This is a genomic window from Spartinivicinus poritis (genome assembly GCF_028858535.1).
Lineage (GTDB): Bacteria > Pseudomonadota > Gammaproteobacteria > Pseudomonadales > Zooshikellaceae > Spartinivicinus > Spartinivicinus poritis.
On record NZ_JAPMOU010000060.1, the window covers coordinates 1 to 14,975 of the forward strand.

The following is a 14,975-nucleotide window of genomic DNA, read 5'->3' on the forward strand; positions in this document are numbered from 1 at the left end:
TCAAATCCTCTCATAACAGTGGATTATACACATGATGCTGTATTATTGAACCTAGAAATGATTCGCGACTGGTATAAATGAAACTAAACAATGGCTTGCAGAGAATCGTGCCTATTTAACTGATAATACCCGTCATGAGCTGATGCTTAATTCACCCTACGAATTACTGCCAAAGCAGAAAGCGACAAAAGGGGTATTACTGGTTCATGGGCTTGGGGATTCGCCTTATTCATTTATTGATATCAGTCGCACCCTACAAGAACAAGGGTTTCTAGTGCGTACTATTCTGTTACCTGGTCATGGGAGTAAGCCTGCTGACTTAATGTTGCCGACATTGTCTGATTGGCAATCAATTGTGAGCTATCATACTGAGCTAATGGCAAATGAGGTTGATGAGCTGTGGTTAGGAGGCTATTCGACAGGGGGCAATTTGGTTACCTCTGAAGCCTACCGAAATGATAAAGTTGCTGGCTTGTTATTGTTTTCGCCGGCTTTTCAAGCTACGAGTGATGCAGTCAAATATACCCCAATTGCAAACTGGTTTATTGATTGGGTAGATGTTGATCCAGAAACTAATATTACCCGCTATGAGTCATTACCTACTAATGGTGCGGCGGTTTATTATCAAACTTCAGAAATTGTTAGAGAGGATTTAAACAAGCCATTTAATAAGCCTGTGTTGATGGTGTTGAGTGAGGCAGATAGTGTAGTAGATAGCCAAACAATAGCAGGTTACTTTACTCAAAGCTTTACCCATCCTAATAGTTTATTAATTTGGTATGGTGACAACCCTCCGCAAGACAAGCGTACTATCAGTTATACAATGAAGTTACCACAGTATCGTATTAGTGCAGGCTCTCATATGGGGCCATTATTTTCCCCAAATAATCCCCGCTATGGACAGTTTGGAAATACCCGCATTTGCAATAATGGCCAGTCTGAAGAAAAAGAAGCATTATGTTATCAAGGCACAAAGCCTTGGTTTTCAGGTTGGGGCTATCAGGCAGCTAATAATGAAGCCAATAATAACGTATATGCGCGTTTAACCTGGAACCCCTATTATGATGAGTTAGTTGCTCAAATGACCAAGCTTATTCGTAGCACAACAGTTAGTTTATCTAGTATAGCCAGTAAATAAAAACTAGTCTTAACAGAAAAAAGTAATTTTTTACATTTTCTTGCGTTTAATATATTAAACTTCGTTGGCCTCGTTTTTAAGATAGAGTTTCATGTCAAGCAGCTACTATTTTCAGTTGGCCACCATATAGATAGCACTAAAAAGTATTAGTAAAATTTTCAGACACTTGGCCTTTAAAGCAAGCTTATTCCTACGTTTGCATAAATATTACACTAGACAGCTTGAGTGGTGGCGGAGTAACTTGGCTAAACACTAACTAACAAAGGGATGCTTATGAATATACAGTTAAACAAAAGTGTTTCTATTATCTTAGCTGTTGTTATTAGTTGTTTAACATACCTCCCTATTCATGCCAAAAGTCGATACACACCTGAAAGGAGTAACATTGATTACTCGACTGCACTTTCACCAAAAAAGCAAGTTCAATTAGAAAAGCATCACAAGCGTGCTTTACAATATATGCCTCCTTCTCAAAGTAAGGCTGAAGATTCAAATGCTGTTGACCTTAATGCAGAGAACTTTAAATTATTAGCCGTAATGACACCTTCTATGCCCAAGGCGGGTAAGTATATTAGCTCTTCAACACCATACCTTAATGAGCATGTGAAAGGCGCTTATGTCATGTTTAGAAATATTCGAATGTACGAACTGGATGAAGTGCTAGATGAAGATGCATATACATATGACACTGCAGGTAATTTACCAAAAGAACCTATCGCACATGTGAGTGTAGTACCCCGTTCAGGTTGGGTTGGCTCAAGTTATTATCGAATTGCAGTTGATTTTATGCCTTCAGGAATTAGCAAGTATGATAATGATAAAGCGATTGAGCTGTTAACCTGGAATTCAGGTGAGTCACTAGGTGTGATGAGTCTTTCTAAAGAAAATAATGACCAAATGTTAACTTATATTTCTGAGCCTTTTGTGGTTGAGCATGATATTGATGAAGGGTTGCAAGTTTCCTGGACGCCAATGCCCGTTAATTTACATACATCTGGTGATGGCCATTATTATAGTGGTAACACGGGTAAAATTTACGCTATTAGGCTTTATCAAGTGCTATATTAATCCGAATATCTTATTAAAAAAGATTAAGTAAAAATAGTTTGTTTTGTAGGGGCGCCTTAAAGCGCCCAGTATTAATTTAAAATAACTTGCTTCCCGAGTCTATAATTTCAATAATCCAATCCAACGCTTTTTCATTTGATAAATCTACTCTTTTACTATCTTCTTATTAGATGGTGCCCTTAAGCAAATGACTTCTGAGAGTGGTAGCTTAAGCTAGAGATAAGATTATAACCTCTTCAGGCTGAACATAGCTAAGTCAGCAAAATTAGGTTAAAGCAGCTTCCTTGTCTTCATATGCATCAAGCGACCTGTTTAGTATATCAATTAAGAATTAGCGTGAATCGTTTGACCTGCTTTAACTGTTTCAATACTCATAATTAACGACTCCATGGCAATGGAGTATTGAAGCTCTCAGCATTGCTTGGATGTTAATACTGATTCATAATGACATCCATATTGGTTCCAAAGGTATTGCCATGCGTACTACAGTCACTATTGATGATGCCTTATAAATGGTGTTCATCAAATATTAGAATAAGCCATCACTAATTATGAAAATAGATATTGAAGAAATAGTAGCACTCGACGAGCTAAATATGGCGCTTATTATAAGGGAGGCTGGAGGAGTCTTTGATCCTTTGTGGCGAAAAAAGAAACTCTTCGAAGAAATAGGCAAAGGGTGTAGGATAATGACAAATTATATTGGTGGTGAGCTTGCTGGTTATCTTCAATATATTCAGGAAGATGACGATGAAGTGTACATATTATCTATACAAATACATCCTAAGTATAGAAATGGTATTACCTTAAGGGCACTTATTAAGAAGTCATTGAGAGAAATAACGCCAAGTTCAATAAAATACATCACTAGTTCTGTTCATAGAAATAATACGTCAGTAATCAAATTGCATCGGAAGCTTGGATTCTTAGTTTTTAACGAAACCAAGGAAAGAGTACTGTTTAAACTAGACTTAAATAAAAATACGATTCTAGGTCAGGTAAAAGCAGACATCTAATCTTACCACCCTGCACTAGTCCTAGTGTAGGTTTTTTTGATCGAACTATAATCAATTTGTCATATATTTCCTGGTATACCCAATGCGAAGGGTTTTTAGGTGAGGCCATCAAGTGACGAAGCCTCATGAGCCTATATTAATAGGTGATTGGGGTGAGGAATGAAGATAACAAAACCTAAAAATGATTCGCGACAGGTATAACTGCCGACAAATGGTGAAAAAGATAAGTGGGTTGGGAACCCTGTGTAAGTTTATGAGCCTTGAGATTATATCATGAATAGATAAAGACTATAGATTACTCGCCAAAATAATTATTGTTTTTTAAGTTAAATAAAAATAAGTTTACTGTATTGTTTCTTTAATTAATCATTTATTTTTTTACGATGTTATTTTTTATGAATCGGAATAGTTAAATCAATAATAGTTATGGGCTACCTTTATGTATAGTTTTGGGCCTAATAAAGAGAAGCAAGGATGAATAGATTAAAGTTTGCTGTATTTGCGTTGGCAATGGGTTTTACTACATTACCATCAAAGGCAAATGACCACTCGACAATAGCTACAGGTAATATCAAGTGGGGTCTGCTTAACCCACTTAGAGGTGACGCAAGCCCAAGAGCAGCCGATTTATGGGGAGATCGAACCAAAGACATGGCAACAGGTATGTTGGTGAAATTTAAACAAGGTTTCTCATCGCCACCGCATATTCACAACATAACATACCGTGGCATAGTGATTGAAGGTTTAATACATAATGATGATCCCACAGCAGAGAAAATGTGGTTACCAACAGGCTCGTTTTGGACTCAACCAGCGGGGGGAAATCATATCACAGCGGCAAATGGGCAAGATAACCTCATTTACCTAGAAATCGACAGTGGTCCGTACCTTGTTCTTTCAGCAGAAAAGGCGTTTGCTACTGGTGAGAGTCCAATTAATGTAGATGAGAGTAACCTAGTTTGGCTAGATACTAAAGATGTTAAATGGCTAGGGAAAGGCAAGGTGCAGATAGCTTACCTATGGGGGAAAACTAATGCAGCTAATGGCAGCTTTATTAAACTACAAGAGGGCTTTAAAGGGACTATCAAGAACGACAACGGACTAAAAGCGGTGGTAGTAAGAGGAAAAGCTACCCATCAGTGGAAGAACGAAAAAAAGAAAACCCCGTTATCGCCAAGCAGCTTCTTTGGCTCTAAAACGAAAGGTGAACATAAAATTCATGTTGAGGAAGAAGTGGTTCTCTATATCAACTCAAATGGTAGGTACATTGTAAAGTAATAGTCAGACAAACACTGGTATATAGCAGCTATAACAGGTTTAAATTATGTCTAAAACACATTAGCTTTTGTATAAAAGTTTATGTGTTTGCACCTTATGAATCAACATAGTACGAATTTTGTGTAATAATAGCTGGTGCTTAGCATTTTTGGAAAGTCCTGAAGCAAGGGATAGTAGGAGTGGAGCACTGTAAGTCCTCATAGCTGGTGGTTGCATTATGCTCGCGGCAGAAGGGTGAAACCTATCAGGCTGCTTCAGTAAAAATACAGCAGTAACTGCACATCATAGTGAGGTTCATTAATAGTTAGCCTAAAAACTATCTCAAGCAATAATTTTAGGAGTCATAGATAAATCAATTCAAATCATTGACGGTGTGGATGCAACATTCAAACGCTGAATTTATTGGCGAACCTATGTTTAGTTCCCTTCGTAAGTGGATGAACATCGAAGCTGTTCCAGACAATATACCGCTAGAATTAACTGTTTATTGATGCATCTGCTTATACGGCAAAACAGTTTCCACAGGAGTTAATTAACGACATGAAAAACAATGGTAAATTAGGTATGTCTCTAGCGTAAACGCCTGGCCCTAGAGTTACCTCGCCAGAAAGCCCACCGCTTTTATTAAAAAACACCCATGTGGCTGATATCAATGCAATGATGACGAGAACTTTTTTCATACCAGATCACCAATATTTGCCCCTCCTATATATTTTAGATCATTACGGCTATTACTCTTCCCAAGGCGATTTGCTTTCTAACAACTCTTTAAGTGCTGGGCTTGGCTCTTTTTCCAGCATTTCTAGAAACTCCTCGTAAATATCATCCTGTAAAATAATGTTTGCTTTGGGGGGATCAAAGTCAATTTCATCTATACCTGGCATATACAACAGATCGGCTATACTATTTGAGTCACTCATTTTTTCACCAATCTAGAATCAAACCCAAAATCAACAATTTCACTTATATCAAGCTTATCTAAGTCAGGGTGCTCTGGATTAAGAATATAATTTGACTCTTCAGGGACAGTTACACTCGGTACCCTAAGCAGCAATGATAGTTTGTTGTGCACCCAGTAATCACCTGTTGCCTGTGTATCTGGCTCCATTTCGTAAGACTGCCAATTCGACGGTAAACTATCCGTGTCCAAATCCATTACTAACGACTCATTAAACGACACTGATAGTTTGTGATACTGCTTTAGTATATCCGACTGCTTGAGGTGCACTAACAACTCCATAGAGGCTAGCGCTAGGCTTTCAGCAAGATATACAACTCTTGTCCCCTTTGAATTCCAGCGCCCACCAAATAAAAATGCTCCTTCGCCTGATAACATCTCTTGTGGGGTTTTTGAATATTCCGGTGCTGCTATTCTCCATCCTTTCAGCATTAACTAAACACCCCATGCCGGATACGCCCGATAAGGTCTTCTACTTCCTTAGCGCCGAATTCAGTTCTGGCGTGCTCTAGAGGGGTTTTACCACCGAATAAAGGCTCTGGCGTCTGTAGCCAGTCTCTTGCCTTTTCGTCGTCGTCCAGCATCATGGCTTTTACTAAGTCATAAAGCTGAGCAAACCGATACACCTTGCTTGATTCATCTGGTGTTAGGCGTCCTGCTTCTTTGCGGCGGCTTAGGGTAGCTTTTGACATACCAGAAATTAGCAGGAAAGTTTTTTGATCAATTCCTAATGCCTTTTCAATATCTGCAATCGCCTTTACTGAAAGGCCCTCTAACAATGAGGTTTGAACTTTTACCCGGTCAACACCAATTACACGAGCAATTAGCTTGCTCTTTTTGGGAGACTTGGCAGGGTTAAATTGAAGCTTTGAGCTTCCGCTTGCTACTTTTCCAGAGGCAGACATTTTGCGCTCCTAGTGGTTTCATATGATACCTTAAACTATATCATATGACTCTTCTGGCTGATAGTAAGATTGATAGGCGTCTCTGATACAGGAGCACTACCCAGCCAATAACATTTATCTATTTTATTGCTTGTACTTAGCATATTGACTCATCCATAACTAAGATATACATAAATAGACAACATACTTGTTATTGCTTAAACAAGCTCCCAAGGGTTCTACTTTATGGCAAGAATACTAATCGTAGATGACTCGGTAACAATGATAGAAGGACATAAAGCAATTCTTGAAGGGCTTGGGCATACTATATACTCTGCTGAAAGCGGTGAAGAGGGTGTTGAAAAAGCAATTGAGATTTTGCCAGACTTGATCCTGATGGACATAGTTATGCCTAAGATGAACGGGTTTCAAGCTACGAGAAAAATCACTACAGATGATCGTACTAAGCATATTCCAGTAGTGATCTTAACAACAAAAGATCAGAAAACAGATATCTTGTGGGGTAAGAAGCAAGGAGCCAAAGGGTATTTGATCAAGCCTGCTGACAAAAAGGAGCTAGCGAGCACTATCGACCAGCTTTTAGATGAATCTAACCAGTAAACTTATTGCCTCCCCACTCTCTGCCACAAAGCCTTAAACCTCTCCATTTCCCTCTAACCTATACTGAAACCCGCTAACACTCACAAAGGACCACTCATCAATGCCAGGCAAGGAACACAAGCCCTATCTGCCGAACTTACATTGCTCAGTGTAATAATGAAATGTACCAGCGCTGGCGTTGGTCAGGAAACACCTTACAAAACCAAAGCAACCCTTACATGGTTTTAGACTATTATGCTGATCGCCAGCTCATTGGAGCATGGCAGTTTCACGGTGGACCAAACCAGCAATGGCAGTGGGTTAAATCAGCTAAGCCAACTACCACAACAACGACTACAACTAAAAAGCCTGTTCAAACTAAGGATGTTCGCGACATAATGATTTCTGTCAACTTATGGGGGCAGTATGAAAATCGCGCTTGGGAAGGCCAAAGCAGTACTCGCGAAAAAGGTAATTTTAAACTTTATAACGCAGTTATTTACCTAGATAAAGTAGAGGGGTATGACTTAGGAAACGATGAACGTTATCAACCTAATCGTTCGTTAGACCCTCGCAATGTAATGGTTCAGCGTTCAATATTGCACAAGCATGATCGTAGAGATGAGCAGTTAGAAAAACAGCACAGTAAACAGCTGTTAGCATTTTTTAAAAAATATCTTGATGAAATAGTTGCCAAAGAAAAACAGGATTACCCAAACAAGAGTTTACGTTTTAGCTTTTTAGTTAGAGGGCATGGTGGACCGAATAAAGGAAGCTTGTTTGAAAGAAGAATGTTACCTGATGATGCAAGAGAGTTGTTGAAATACATCAAGACTATTTCTGGCCAAAAACTAGCACTGTTAGATTTATCTACGTTATGTAACGAAGCGTTTTGGGCTAATATCAGTAATTTCGCTCCTTATGCAGAGTACATTCTTGCATCAGAGTTTTTGTCTGGCGGTATAAAGTCTAGCTCTAAAAAATACTATCCTGAGGCATCTCCTGAAGGTTATTACCCTGAAGCATTTAGTAAGCAGTTAACACTTAAAGAAATCACAACCACTTACTTAAACAATATTAGGGATCTTAGTTACGCTTATCACTCAGGTAGAATGGATAGCTACCCAACACAAAAATCGAAAACTATATTTGATACCAGTAAAGTAGACCAATTTGTGTGTAGTTTAAAAGGTATTCAAGGTGATTTATCTCCTCTAAAACATCACGAAGAAAACTTTGTACATGATGTTAAAAAGTATCTACTAGCTTTAAAAGCACACGGTACAAACGACCAAAATAAAATCAATAAGGCTTTAAAAGCATACAATAACTTGGTTATTCATCATGTTGCCAATGAGAAGGCAATGCCTGAAACCTGGTCTAAATACCGTAGCTATGGGTTATCAATATTACCTTTTAATTACACAAAACCTACTGGTAAAGACCTTTTTGAAGCATTCACTGAAGTGATGCACCAAAAGCCGCAGTGTAATTAATCAATTAATTGATTAATCAAAAGCCATCTAATAGGTGGCTTTTGGCTTAATTCCACATCCCTTTGGATGGGGGTTAAACTTCCAAACGCAACCCATCCGCCCAACGCCTATCACTCAACGATTCAACTGTGCTCCTATGTGGCCTAGCTGGCATCCTCTGAACAAAGCAGTTCTGTAACCACTCGACCTTAAACCCTTTCCACCCAGCTAACATGGTTTCGTCAAGCGCTCGCTCTGGTGTTAAGCCAATCGTTGGGGCTTTCATAGCCTCGTTGATAGCTAGGTCAAAAGTATCTAAGCTTTCAAACAGACTGTTTTTCTGGGAAATTACTTGCCTCGATTTATTGATAATCAAGACATCAGCAAAACCAACATTTTTTTATTACTGCCCACTTTTACTTTTCCAGAGAGTCGATAATTGTTCATGGCTCGCATGTCTGAATGCTTCCATAAGTACAGGAAATAGGGCGGTTTAATGCGCCCAGTACTAGTTTAAAATGACCTGCTTCCCTGTGGTTGCCGATTCCAAAGCGGCATCTGCCAAAGCCAGTGCTTGTAAACCATCGTGCTGATTAGCTAGTGGTTTTTCGGTGCCACGTATGGTTGCAATAAAGTTATCTAACTCTGCTTTATAGGCATCTGCATAACGCTCTAAAAAGAAATATAAAGGCTTTTCGCTAATCACTCCTTGCTCACCACTAAATGATAAATTCGTAGCGGTATTATTATTAGCTTGCAACATACCTTTACTGCCGAATACTTCGATTCGTTGATCATAACCATACACTGCTTGTCGGCTATTGCTAATTTGGCATAATTTACCCGATGCAGTTTTGAGTACTACCATAGCGGTATCGACATCACCTAACTCACCAATGGCGGGATCAATAAGACAGCTGGCGCTGGCAAATAATTTTGTTGGCTCTTCACCTAATAGCCAACGGGCCATATCCAGGTCATGAATCATCATATCTCTAAATAACCCACCTGTTGCTGGCAAAATATGAGCAGGTGGGGGAGCTGGGTCTCGACTGGTGATGGATACCATTTGTAACTCACCAATTTTACCCTGATTTAACTGGTTATGAAGTTGATTAAATTGAGGGTCGAAACGGCGATTAAAGCCTAAGGCACATTCCACTTGAGCGTCTTCTATCACTTGTAGGCATTCTTTTACTCGATTAATATTCAGGTCGATGGGTTTTTCACAGAATATGGTTTTACCTGCTCGTGCAGAGCGAATCATTAAATCTGCATGGGTATCGGTTGAGCTGGCAATAATGACTCCGGCAACTGTTGTATCTTCCAAGGCTTTATCTACATCAGTAACGGTAGCACCATATTGTTCTGCCATTTGGTTGGCTATTGTTTGATTAACATCCACAATATATTTAATGTGTACATCAGGGTGCTGTGAGACGTTGGCTGCATGGATTGAGCCAATACGGCCTGCGCCGAATAAGCATAAGTTAATCATTAATTACTCTCCTAATGTATACCCTTCACGAATGATCTTTATACCCCTAGGGCACAAGTGCTTTGTTATCTTCGCTAAGCACCAAGGATGGTGTGAATGCAGTTTATGCAGGAGCAATAAACTGTCTTCACCCCAGTCACTTATTTCAATAAGCTCCTGGGGGTAAGTCTGCTACTGCAAGACTTACGACAGCATCCTTAATTGATAAAAAGAATGCTGGCTGGAACTCATCGCTTGATGGCCTTGCCTAAACATCCTTCGTTTTGGCTATATTTTTTAAAATAAAATATAGAAATAACTTTTTATTTATTAGTCTTCATTAACTGGGTTGTTACTTGTTTTTTCTTCCTGTCGATAAGCTAGTCCAATAGAGAGTGCTTGAGCAATACATAAAGAAGAAGTCAGTGAACGAAATGAACGCACCTCTGCTTCTTTTACTACAAAACTCACAGTTGCTTGTTGCACTAATGGGCTGAGCTGACTATCGGTAATAACGATTAAAGGGACTTCAGCTGGTTTTGCTTTTATCGTTTCTTGAGTTTCTGTTGCATAAGGTTTAAAGCTAATGGCAACCATTGCATCCTGAGGTTGGATAACACTGGCTTGTTCTCTAAACATGCCACCCACGCCATCAACTAGAAATGCGCTTTTATCAATATGGCGTAGTGCATAAGCAAAATAAGAGGCTACGACAAAAGAGCGGCGAAACCCGACTATATGAATCACATTAGCCTTTTCCAGAATATTGATAGCTGACTCTAACTTATCGGCATCTGCTTCAGTCTTCAGTTGATCCATGGCAAGCATGTTAGCTGAGGCAAACTCATTCAGTAACTGAATAGGAGATGTAGGACTTGGCTGACTTAGCTGTTCTTTAGCAAGGCGGATGCGCTCATTATAACTGGGGTTGTCCTCAACCAGCTTGGCTCGAAATAGTCGTTGCATATCACTAAAGCCCTGAAAACCAAAGGCATTAGCAAATCGCACGAGGGTTGAAGGAGGCACATCGGCATCTTGAGCAATTGCCGCCACTGTACCAAATGCAATATTTTTGGGGTGATCCATCACAAACTGTGCGACTTGTTGAAGCCGCTTACTCAGAGAAATATGTTTAGCTGTAATGGCAGACTCCAGCTCTGCCAGGCTCTCTGGAGGATTGACAACCATGTATGGATACCTTGTTATTGTAATGTTTCATTTATAGCGCATAATCGCTGAAAATGAAACAAATATTTCATTTTGTATTTTTATAACAAAAAAATTTTAAAAAATAGTGGAAATGAAATAAATATTTCAATATAACAGTAAGGACATTAGTGTAGTGGTTGAGTCAAACTGCTGTTTTGAATAAAAATCAAACAAATAATAAATGATACAGGTAGCTAAAAAATAACGTTATATAGTCAAAGCAAATATCTTTTAGGAAGCTAGCCTGCTACTGCAAGGTGAACTCTAAAGGGGTATTTGTGGAGAGTATACCTGTCCAAACCCAAAGCATAGGTTTTTAGCTGGTAGCTTGATTGTAAAGGGATGCGGTCACAGCAAACTCTAAAAGTCGTGAGCGAAGGGCGTAATTATAAAGAGCATAATTATAATAAGGAGCTTTGAATAATGAAAAAATTAGTTATCGCTGCTGTAACGGCTATGAGTACTTATTGTGGCGTTTTGACAGCCGACACCTCTCGTGTAGTCGTTGTCAGTCATGGACAGCCTCAAGACCCCTTTTGGTCGGTGGTAAAAAATGGCGTTGATGAAGCAGCTAAAGAAGCGAATGTAAAAGTTGAATACCGATCTCCTGATTCTTTCGATATGGTAAAAATGGCGCAAATTATTGATGCTGCCGTTGCGACTAAGCCTGATGGGTTAGTGGTATCCATACCAGATAAAGATGCATTAGCTGAGTCGATAAAAAAAGCCATCAATAATGGTATTCCGGTTATTTCAATGAACTCTGGGGCAGCTGTCTATAAGCAACTTGGTGTGAAACTCCATGTAGGACAGAGTGAGTACTTAGCTGGCAAAGGTGCTGGCGAAAGAATGCGCCAGAATGGGGTAAAAAAAGGGCTGTGTGTTAACCATGAACAAGGTAACGCTGGACTAGATCAACGTTGTGATGGTTTTGTGGAAGGAATGGGAGGGAATGCTGCAATTTTGGCGGTGAGTACAGACCCTACCGAAGTGCGAAATGCATTATTAGCCTACTTAAATAAAAATAGAGATATAGAAGGTATTTTAACGTTAGGCTCCATTGGCGCTGACCCCACTATTGCAGCAATTGAGCAAGCAGGAGCTGCAGGTAAAGTTAAAATAGGCACTTTTGATTTATCTCCAGATATATTAAAAGCGATAAAAAAAGGCAGTATGGATTTTGCCATTGATCAACAACAATATTTACAAGGTTATTTACCGGTTATTTTCCTATCCCAATATACTAAATATGGTGTACTACCTAATGGTGAAGTACAAACTGGTCCAGGTTTTGTCACGAAAGAAAATGCTGGGCAGGTAGTGGAGCTAAGCAAAAAAGGTATTCGATAGAGTTGTATTTAATTTATTGGGTATCTTTAAAAAGAGAGCATTATTATAACTATTTCCCAACGTTCTTTTAGCTTCGTCTCCCACAGAGGCTGCCACAAAAGGGTTCTGGGGAATAAATAAGAAGCAACAGGATGTTCTGGAGTTGCTGCAAGAAACAGGTGGGTTGGAGTTATGGCTCAATCCAGCTTCCCCCTTTGAAAAAGGGGGACTGAGGGGGATTTTTACAAGCAAATAAGCGGAGATGACTCAAAAACCACGATCACTTTAAATCCCCCCTTTATTAAAGGGGGTACAGCTTTTGCGACAGCCTTCTCCCACAGATGGAGAGAAGGAACTTAGTTTAGTGGTATTTGCAACAACAGCAAAAACTAAAAAAAGATACTCTGCTGGCTAGGAAGGGTTTTTTCAATATGAGTTCAACAACAACTGCATCTGCGGTAGATCTTGCAAAAGATGAGCGACTGCGAAAACAAGGTATTATTCGCAAAGCAATGCATCGTCCTGAATTAGGTGCGGTAGCAGGTGCATTATTAGTGTTTGGTTTTTTTGGCATATTTGCTGGCGACAGTGGTATGTTCAGCGCCAGTGGAGCGATTAATTTTCTAGAAGTGTCGGCGCAGTTGGGTATTATCGCTGTGGCGGCTGCATTATTAATGATTGCAGGAGAATTTGATTTATCCATTGGTTCCATGATCGCATTTTCTGGTCTGGTACTAGCTATTCCAGTATCGGTTTGGGGTTTACCCATGTGGATGGCAATTTTAATTGCGTTTATTGGTGCAGTTGGAATTGGCTTTCTCAATGGCTATTTAGTTGTCAAAACAAAGCTCCCGTCTTTTATTGTCACTCTGGCTTTTTTATTTATCTTGCGTGGTTTGGCGATTGGTTTTACTCGTCTAATTACCGGTAGAACACAGGTAGGTGGGTTAAAAGAAGCAGCTGACAATGATTGGCTAGCATCATTATTTAGTGGTGAGGTGGGAACTGGTTTATTTTCCTGGTTTGCTGAAATGGGCTGGATTGAAACTAACTTTGCTGGCCAACCAATGGTAACTGGTATTCCTGTTTCTATTATCTGGTGGGTGATTATTGCTGCACTTGCTACCTGGGTATTATTAATGACCCGGTTTGGTAACTGGATATTTGCCTGTGGTGGTGATGCAAATGCCGCGAGAAATGTTGGAGTACCAGTTAATAAGGTAAAGATCACTTTATTTATTTCTACTGCATTAGCTGCAACGGTTTTTGCCTGCTTACAAGTATTGGATGCTGGTTCAGCGGATACCAACAGGGGCTTATTAAAAGAGTTTGAAGCTATTATTGCAGTGGTAATTGGTGGTGCATTGTTAACCGGCGGTTATGGTTCTGCGATAGGTGCAGTATTTGGTGCACTTATTTTTGGCACGGTGCAAATGGGAATTTTCTATACCGGTGTTAATACTGATTGGTTTAAAGTCTTCATGGGTGTGATGATGTTGCTTGCTGTGATGTTTAATAATTACGCTCGTAAAAAAGCGACAGAATCCCATTAAAGGTATAGCCAAAGCGAATGGTTTTTTGGGGCGACAACAAACCCTAAAAATCATTCGAGAAGGGTGTAGGAGAATTAAAAGTGAATGATAAGCCTTTAATTGAATTAAGAAACGTCCATAAGTATTTCGGTAGTGTTATCGCTTTACAAGATATTTCTTTAGCCGTTTCAGCTGGGGAGGTAATGTGTTTATTGGGGGATAATGGTGCAGGTAAGTCTACATTAATAAAAACATTATCAGGGGTACACCAACCTACCCAGGGGCAAATGCTGGTTGAAGGGCAAGCGGTGTCTTTTCACTCCCCAGCAGATGCCCTTGACCATGGTATAGCAACAGTATTTCAGGATTTAGCCATGGTCCCATTAATGAGTATCACTCGTAACTTTTTTATGGGACGTGAGCCGACCAAAGGCAGGGGAATCTTTCGTCGTATAGACTGGAAGCTGGCAAACCAAGTAGCAAAAGCAGAAATGGCGAAAATTGGTATTGATGTGCGCGACCCTTCTCAGCCAGTAGGTACATTATCTGGCGGTGAGCGTCAGTGTGTGGCAATTGCCAGGGCGGTTTATTTCGGAGCGAAAGTATTAATTTTAGATGAGCCTACCTCAGCGCTTGGAGTTAAACAGGCTTCAGTTGTTTTACATTATATTGCTCAAGCTAAAGCACGTGGCTTAGCTGTTATTTTTATTACCCATAATGTGCATCATGCTTATCCAGTGGGTGATGCCTTTACCATATTAAAACGAGGCACTAGTTTTGGTACTTTCCGTAAAACAGAGGTCAGTCGTGAAAATGTTTTGGCTATGATGGCTGGTGGTGATGAAATGGAAAATCTAACAGCAGAACTAGAAGAGTTTGCACGGATTGATGCTTTTCAAGAAAAAGAAATAGATAACTCTACTGAAAGTAAAAGTAATCCGGCTGAATGTATTAAGAGTAGTTCAACTAATTCACTGGCAGCACTTTAAGGTTTATTTTTCCCCTAAAGGC

The 14,975-nt window shown here is 39.7% G+C and carries 16 protein-coding genes; 9 read left to right on the forward strand and 7 right to left on the reverse strand.

What is annotated here, in order from left to right:
• Window positions 1-142 precede the first annotated feature (142 nt).
• The 4 genes from ORQ98_RS25500 (at window position 143) to ORQ98_RS25515 (ending at window position 4,500) form a co-directional block, all read left to right on the forward strand.
• Complete coding sequence (locus ORQ98_RS25500) at window positions 143-1,138, forward strand: alpha/beta hydrolase (protein ID WP_274691650.1); 996 nt, start codon at window positions 143-145, stop codon at window positions 1,136-1,138.
• Between the two features lie 273 nt (window positions 1,139-1,411).
• On the forward strand, window positions 1,412-2,206 hold the full coding sequence (locus ORQ98_RS25505) for a hypothetical protein (RefSeq protein WP_274691651.1): 795 nt from the start codon (window positions 1,412-1,414) through the stop codon (window positions 2,204-2,206).
• A gap of 551 nt (window positions 2,207-2,757) precedes the next feature.
• Window positions 2,758-3,222, forward strand: coding sequence for a GNAT family N-acetyltransferase (locus tag ORQ98_RS25510; protein WP_274691652.1), 465 nt, complete (start codon window positions 2,758-2,760; stop codon window positions 3,220-3,222).
• 474 nt (window positions 3,223-3,696) lie between these two features.
• On the forward strand, window positions 3,697-4,500 hold the full coding sequence (locus tag ORQ98_RS25515) for a DUF4437 domain-containing protein (RefSeq protein WP_274691653.1): 804 nt from the start codon (window positions 3,697-3,699) through the stop codon (window positions 4,498-4,500).
• A 500-nt stretch (window positions 4,501-5,000) separates the two neighbouring features.
• On the opposite strand, the gene ORQ98_RS25520 is transcribed toward ORQ98_RS25515, so the two are convergent.
• From ORQ98_RS25520 to parS, 4 genes are read right to left on the reverse strand one after another with little or no spacing between them, the layout of a single operon-like run.
• Entirely contained in the window at window positions 5,001-5,180 is a 180-nt protein-coding gene (locus tag ORQ98_RS25520) for a hypothetical protein (RefSeq protein ID WP_274691654.1), read from the reverse strand.
• 51 nt (window positions 5,181-5,231) lie between these two features.
• On the reverse strand, window positions 5,232-5,420 hold the full coding sequence (locus ORQ98_RS25525; RefSeq protein ID WP_274691655.1) for a type II toxin-antitoxin system TacA family antitoxin: 189 nt from the start codon (window positions 5,418-5,420) through the stop codon (window positions 5,232-5,234).
• Window positions 5,417-5,890: an RES family NAD+ phosphorylase gene (locus ORQ98_RS25530; protein WP_274691656.1), complete on the reverse strand. Its 474-nt coding sequence runs from the start codon at window positions 5,888-5,890 to the stop codon at window positions 5,417-5,419. The genes ORQ98_RS25525 and ORQ98_RS25530 overlap by 4 nt, the downstream gene beginning before the upstream one ends.
• The gene (gene parS, locus ORQ98_RS25535; protein ID WP_274691657.1) at window positions 5,890-6,363 is read right to left on the reverse strand and encodes a type II RES/Xre toxin-antitoxin system antitoxin; all 474 of its coding nucleotides are present in this window, start codon (window positions 6,361-6,363) and stop codon (window positions 5,890-5,892) included. Before parS ends, ORQ98_RS25530 begins: the two co-directional genes overlap by 1 nt.
• A gap of 225 nt (window positions 6,364-6,588) precedes the next feature.
• On the opposite strand from parS, the gene ORQ98_RS25540 reads away from it, so the two are divergent.
• A complete protein-coding gene (locus ORQ98_RS25540) occupies window positions 6,589-6,963 on the forward strand; it encodes a response regulator (RefSeq protein ID WP_274691658.1) in 375 nt (124 codons plus the stop codon).
• A 161-nt stretch (window positions 6,964-7,124) separates the two neighbouring features.
• Window positions 7,125-8,438 (forward strand): hypothetical protein, encoded by a 1,314-nt coding sequence (locus ORQ98_RS25545; RefSeq protein WP_274691659.1) that lies wholly within the window; start codon window positions 7,125-7,127, stop codon window positions 8,436-8,438.
• A gap of 73 nt (window positions 8,439-8,511) precedes the next feature.
• Here the strand turns inward: ORQ98_RS25545 and ORQ98_RS25550 are convergent, their stop codons facing one another.
• The 3 genes from ORQ98_RS25550 to ORQ98_RS25560 form a co-directional block, all read right to left on the reverse strand.
• Window positions 8,512-8,703, reverse strand: coding sequence for a hypothetical protein (locus ORQ98_RS25550; RefSeq protein ID WP_274691660.1), 192 nt, complete (start codon window positions 8,701-8,703; stop codon window positions 8,512-8,514).
• Window positions 8,704-8,925: 222 nt separating this feature from the next.
• On the reverse strand, window positions 8,926-9,915 hold the full coding sequence (gene iolG / locus ORQ98_RS25555) for an inositol 2-dehydrogenase (RefSeq protein ID WP_274691661.1): 990 nt from the start codon (window positions 9,913-9,915) through the stop codon (window positions 8,926-8,928).
• A gap of 309 nt (window positions 9,916-10,224) precedes the next feature.
• Complete coding sequence (locus ORQ98_RS25560) at window positions 10,225-11,082, reverse strand: MurR/RpiR family transcriptional regulator (protein WP_274691662.1); 858 nt, start codon at window positions 11,080-11,082, stop codon at window positions 10,225-10,227.
• A gap of 444 nt (window positions 11,083-11,526) precedes the next feature.
• On the opposite strand from ORQ98_RS25560, the gene ORQ98_RS25565 reads away from it, so the two are divergent.
• The 3 genes from ORQ98_RS25565 (at window position 11,527) to ORQ98_RS25575 (ending at window position 14,953) form a co-directional block, all read left to right on the forward strand.
• Window positions 11,527-12,453, forward strand: coding sequence for a sugar ABC transporter substrate-binding protein (locus ORQ98_RS25565; RefSeq protein WP_274691663.1), 927 nt, complete (start codon window positions 11,527-11,529; stop codon window positions 12,451-12,453).
• A 410-nt stretch (window positions 12,454-12,863) separates the two neighbouring features.
• Window positions 12,864-13,985, forward strand: a complete 1,122-nt coding sequence (locus ORQ98_RS25570) for an ABC transporter permease (RefSeq protein WP_274691664.1) — start codon at window positions 12,864-12,866, stop codon at window positions 13,983-13,985.
• Between the two features lie 80 nt (window positions 13,986-14,065).
• Window positions 14,066-14,953, forward strand: coding sequence for an ATP-binding cassette domain-containing protein (locus ORQ98_RS25575; RefSeq protein ID WP_274691665.1), 888 nt, complete (start codon window positions 14,066-14,068; stop codon window positions 14,951-14,953).
• Window positions 14,954-14,975 lie beyond the last annotated feature (22 nt).

Excerpts from the sequence above, each read along its gene's own strand:
- ORQ98_RS25500 (WP_274691650.1), top strand. The coding sequence starts at position 143 with ATGCTTAATTCACCCTACGAATTACTGCCAAAGCAGAAAGCGACAAAA.
- ORQ98_RS25505 (WP_274691651.1), top strand. The coding sequence starts at position 1,412 with ATGAATATACAGTTAAACAAAAGTGTTTCTATTATCTTAGCTGTTGTT.
- ORQ98_RS25510 (WP_274691652.1), top strand. The coding sequence starts at position 2,758 with ATGAAAATAGATATTGAAGAAATAGTAGCACTCGACGAGCTAAATATG.
- ORQ98_RS25515 (WP_274691653.1), top strand. The coding sequence starts at position 3,697 with ATGAATAGATTAAAGTTTGCTGTATTTGCGTTGGCAATGGGTTTTACT.
- ORQ98_RS25520 (WP_274691654.1), bottom strand. The coding sequence starts at position 5,180 with ATGAAAAAAGTTCTCGTCATCATTGCATTGATATCAGCCACATGGGTG.
- ORQ98_RS25525 (WP_274691655.1), bottom strand. The coding sequence starts at position 5,420 with ATGAGTGACTCAAATAGTATAGCCGATCTGTTGTATATGCCAGGTATA.
- ORQ98_RS25530 (WP_274691656.1), bottom strand. The coding sequence starts at position 5,890 with ATGCTGAAAGGATGGAGAATAGCAGCACCGGAATATTCAAAAACCCCA.
- parS (WP_274691657.1), bottom strand. The coding sequence starts at position 6,363 with ATGTCTGCCTCTGGAAAAGTAGCAAGCGGAAGCTCAAAGCTTCAATTT.
- ORQ98_RS25540 (WP_274691658.1), top strand. The coding sequence starts at position 6,589 with ATGGCAAGAATACTAATCGTAGATGACTCGGTAACAATGATAGAAGGA.
- ORQ98_RS25545 (WP_274691659.1), top strand. The coding sequence starts at position 7,125 with ATGTACCAGCGCTGGCGTTGGTCAGGAAACACCTTACAAAACCAAAGC.
- ORQ98_RS25550 (WP_274691660.1), bottom strand. The coding sequence starts at position 8,703 with ATGAAAGCCCCAACGATTGGCTTAACACCAGAGCGAGCGCTTGACGAA.
- iolG (WP_274691661.1), bottom strand. The coding sequence starts at position 9,915 with ATGATTAACTTATGCTTATTCGGCGCAGGCCGTATTGGCTCAATCCAT.
- ORQ98_RS25560 (WP_274691662.1), bottom strand. The coding sequence starts at position 11,082 with ATGGTTGTCAATCCTCCAGAGAGCCTGGCAGAGCTGGAGTCTGCCATT.
- ORQ98_RS25565 (WP_274691663.1), top strand. The coding sequence starts at position 11,527 with ATGAAAAAATTAGTTATCGCTGCTGTAACGGCTATGAGTACTTATTGT.
- ORQ98_RS25570 (WP_274691664.1), top strand. The coding sequence starts at position 12,864 with ATGAGTTCAACAACAACTGCATCTGCGGTAGATCTTGCAAAAGATGAG.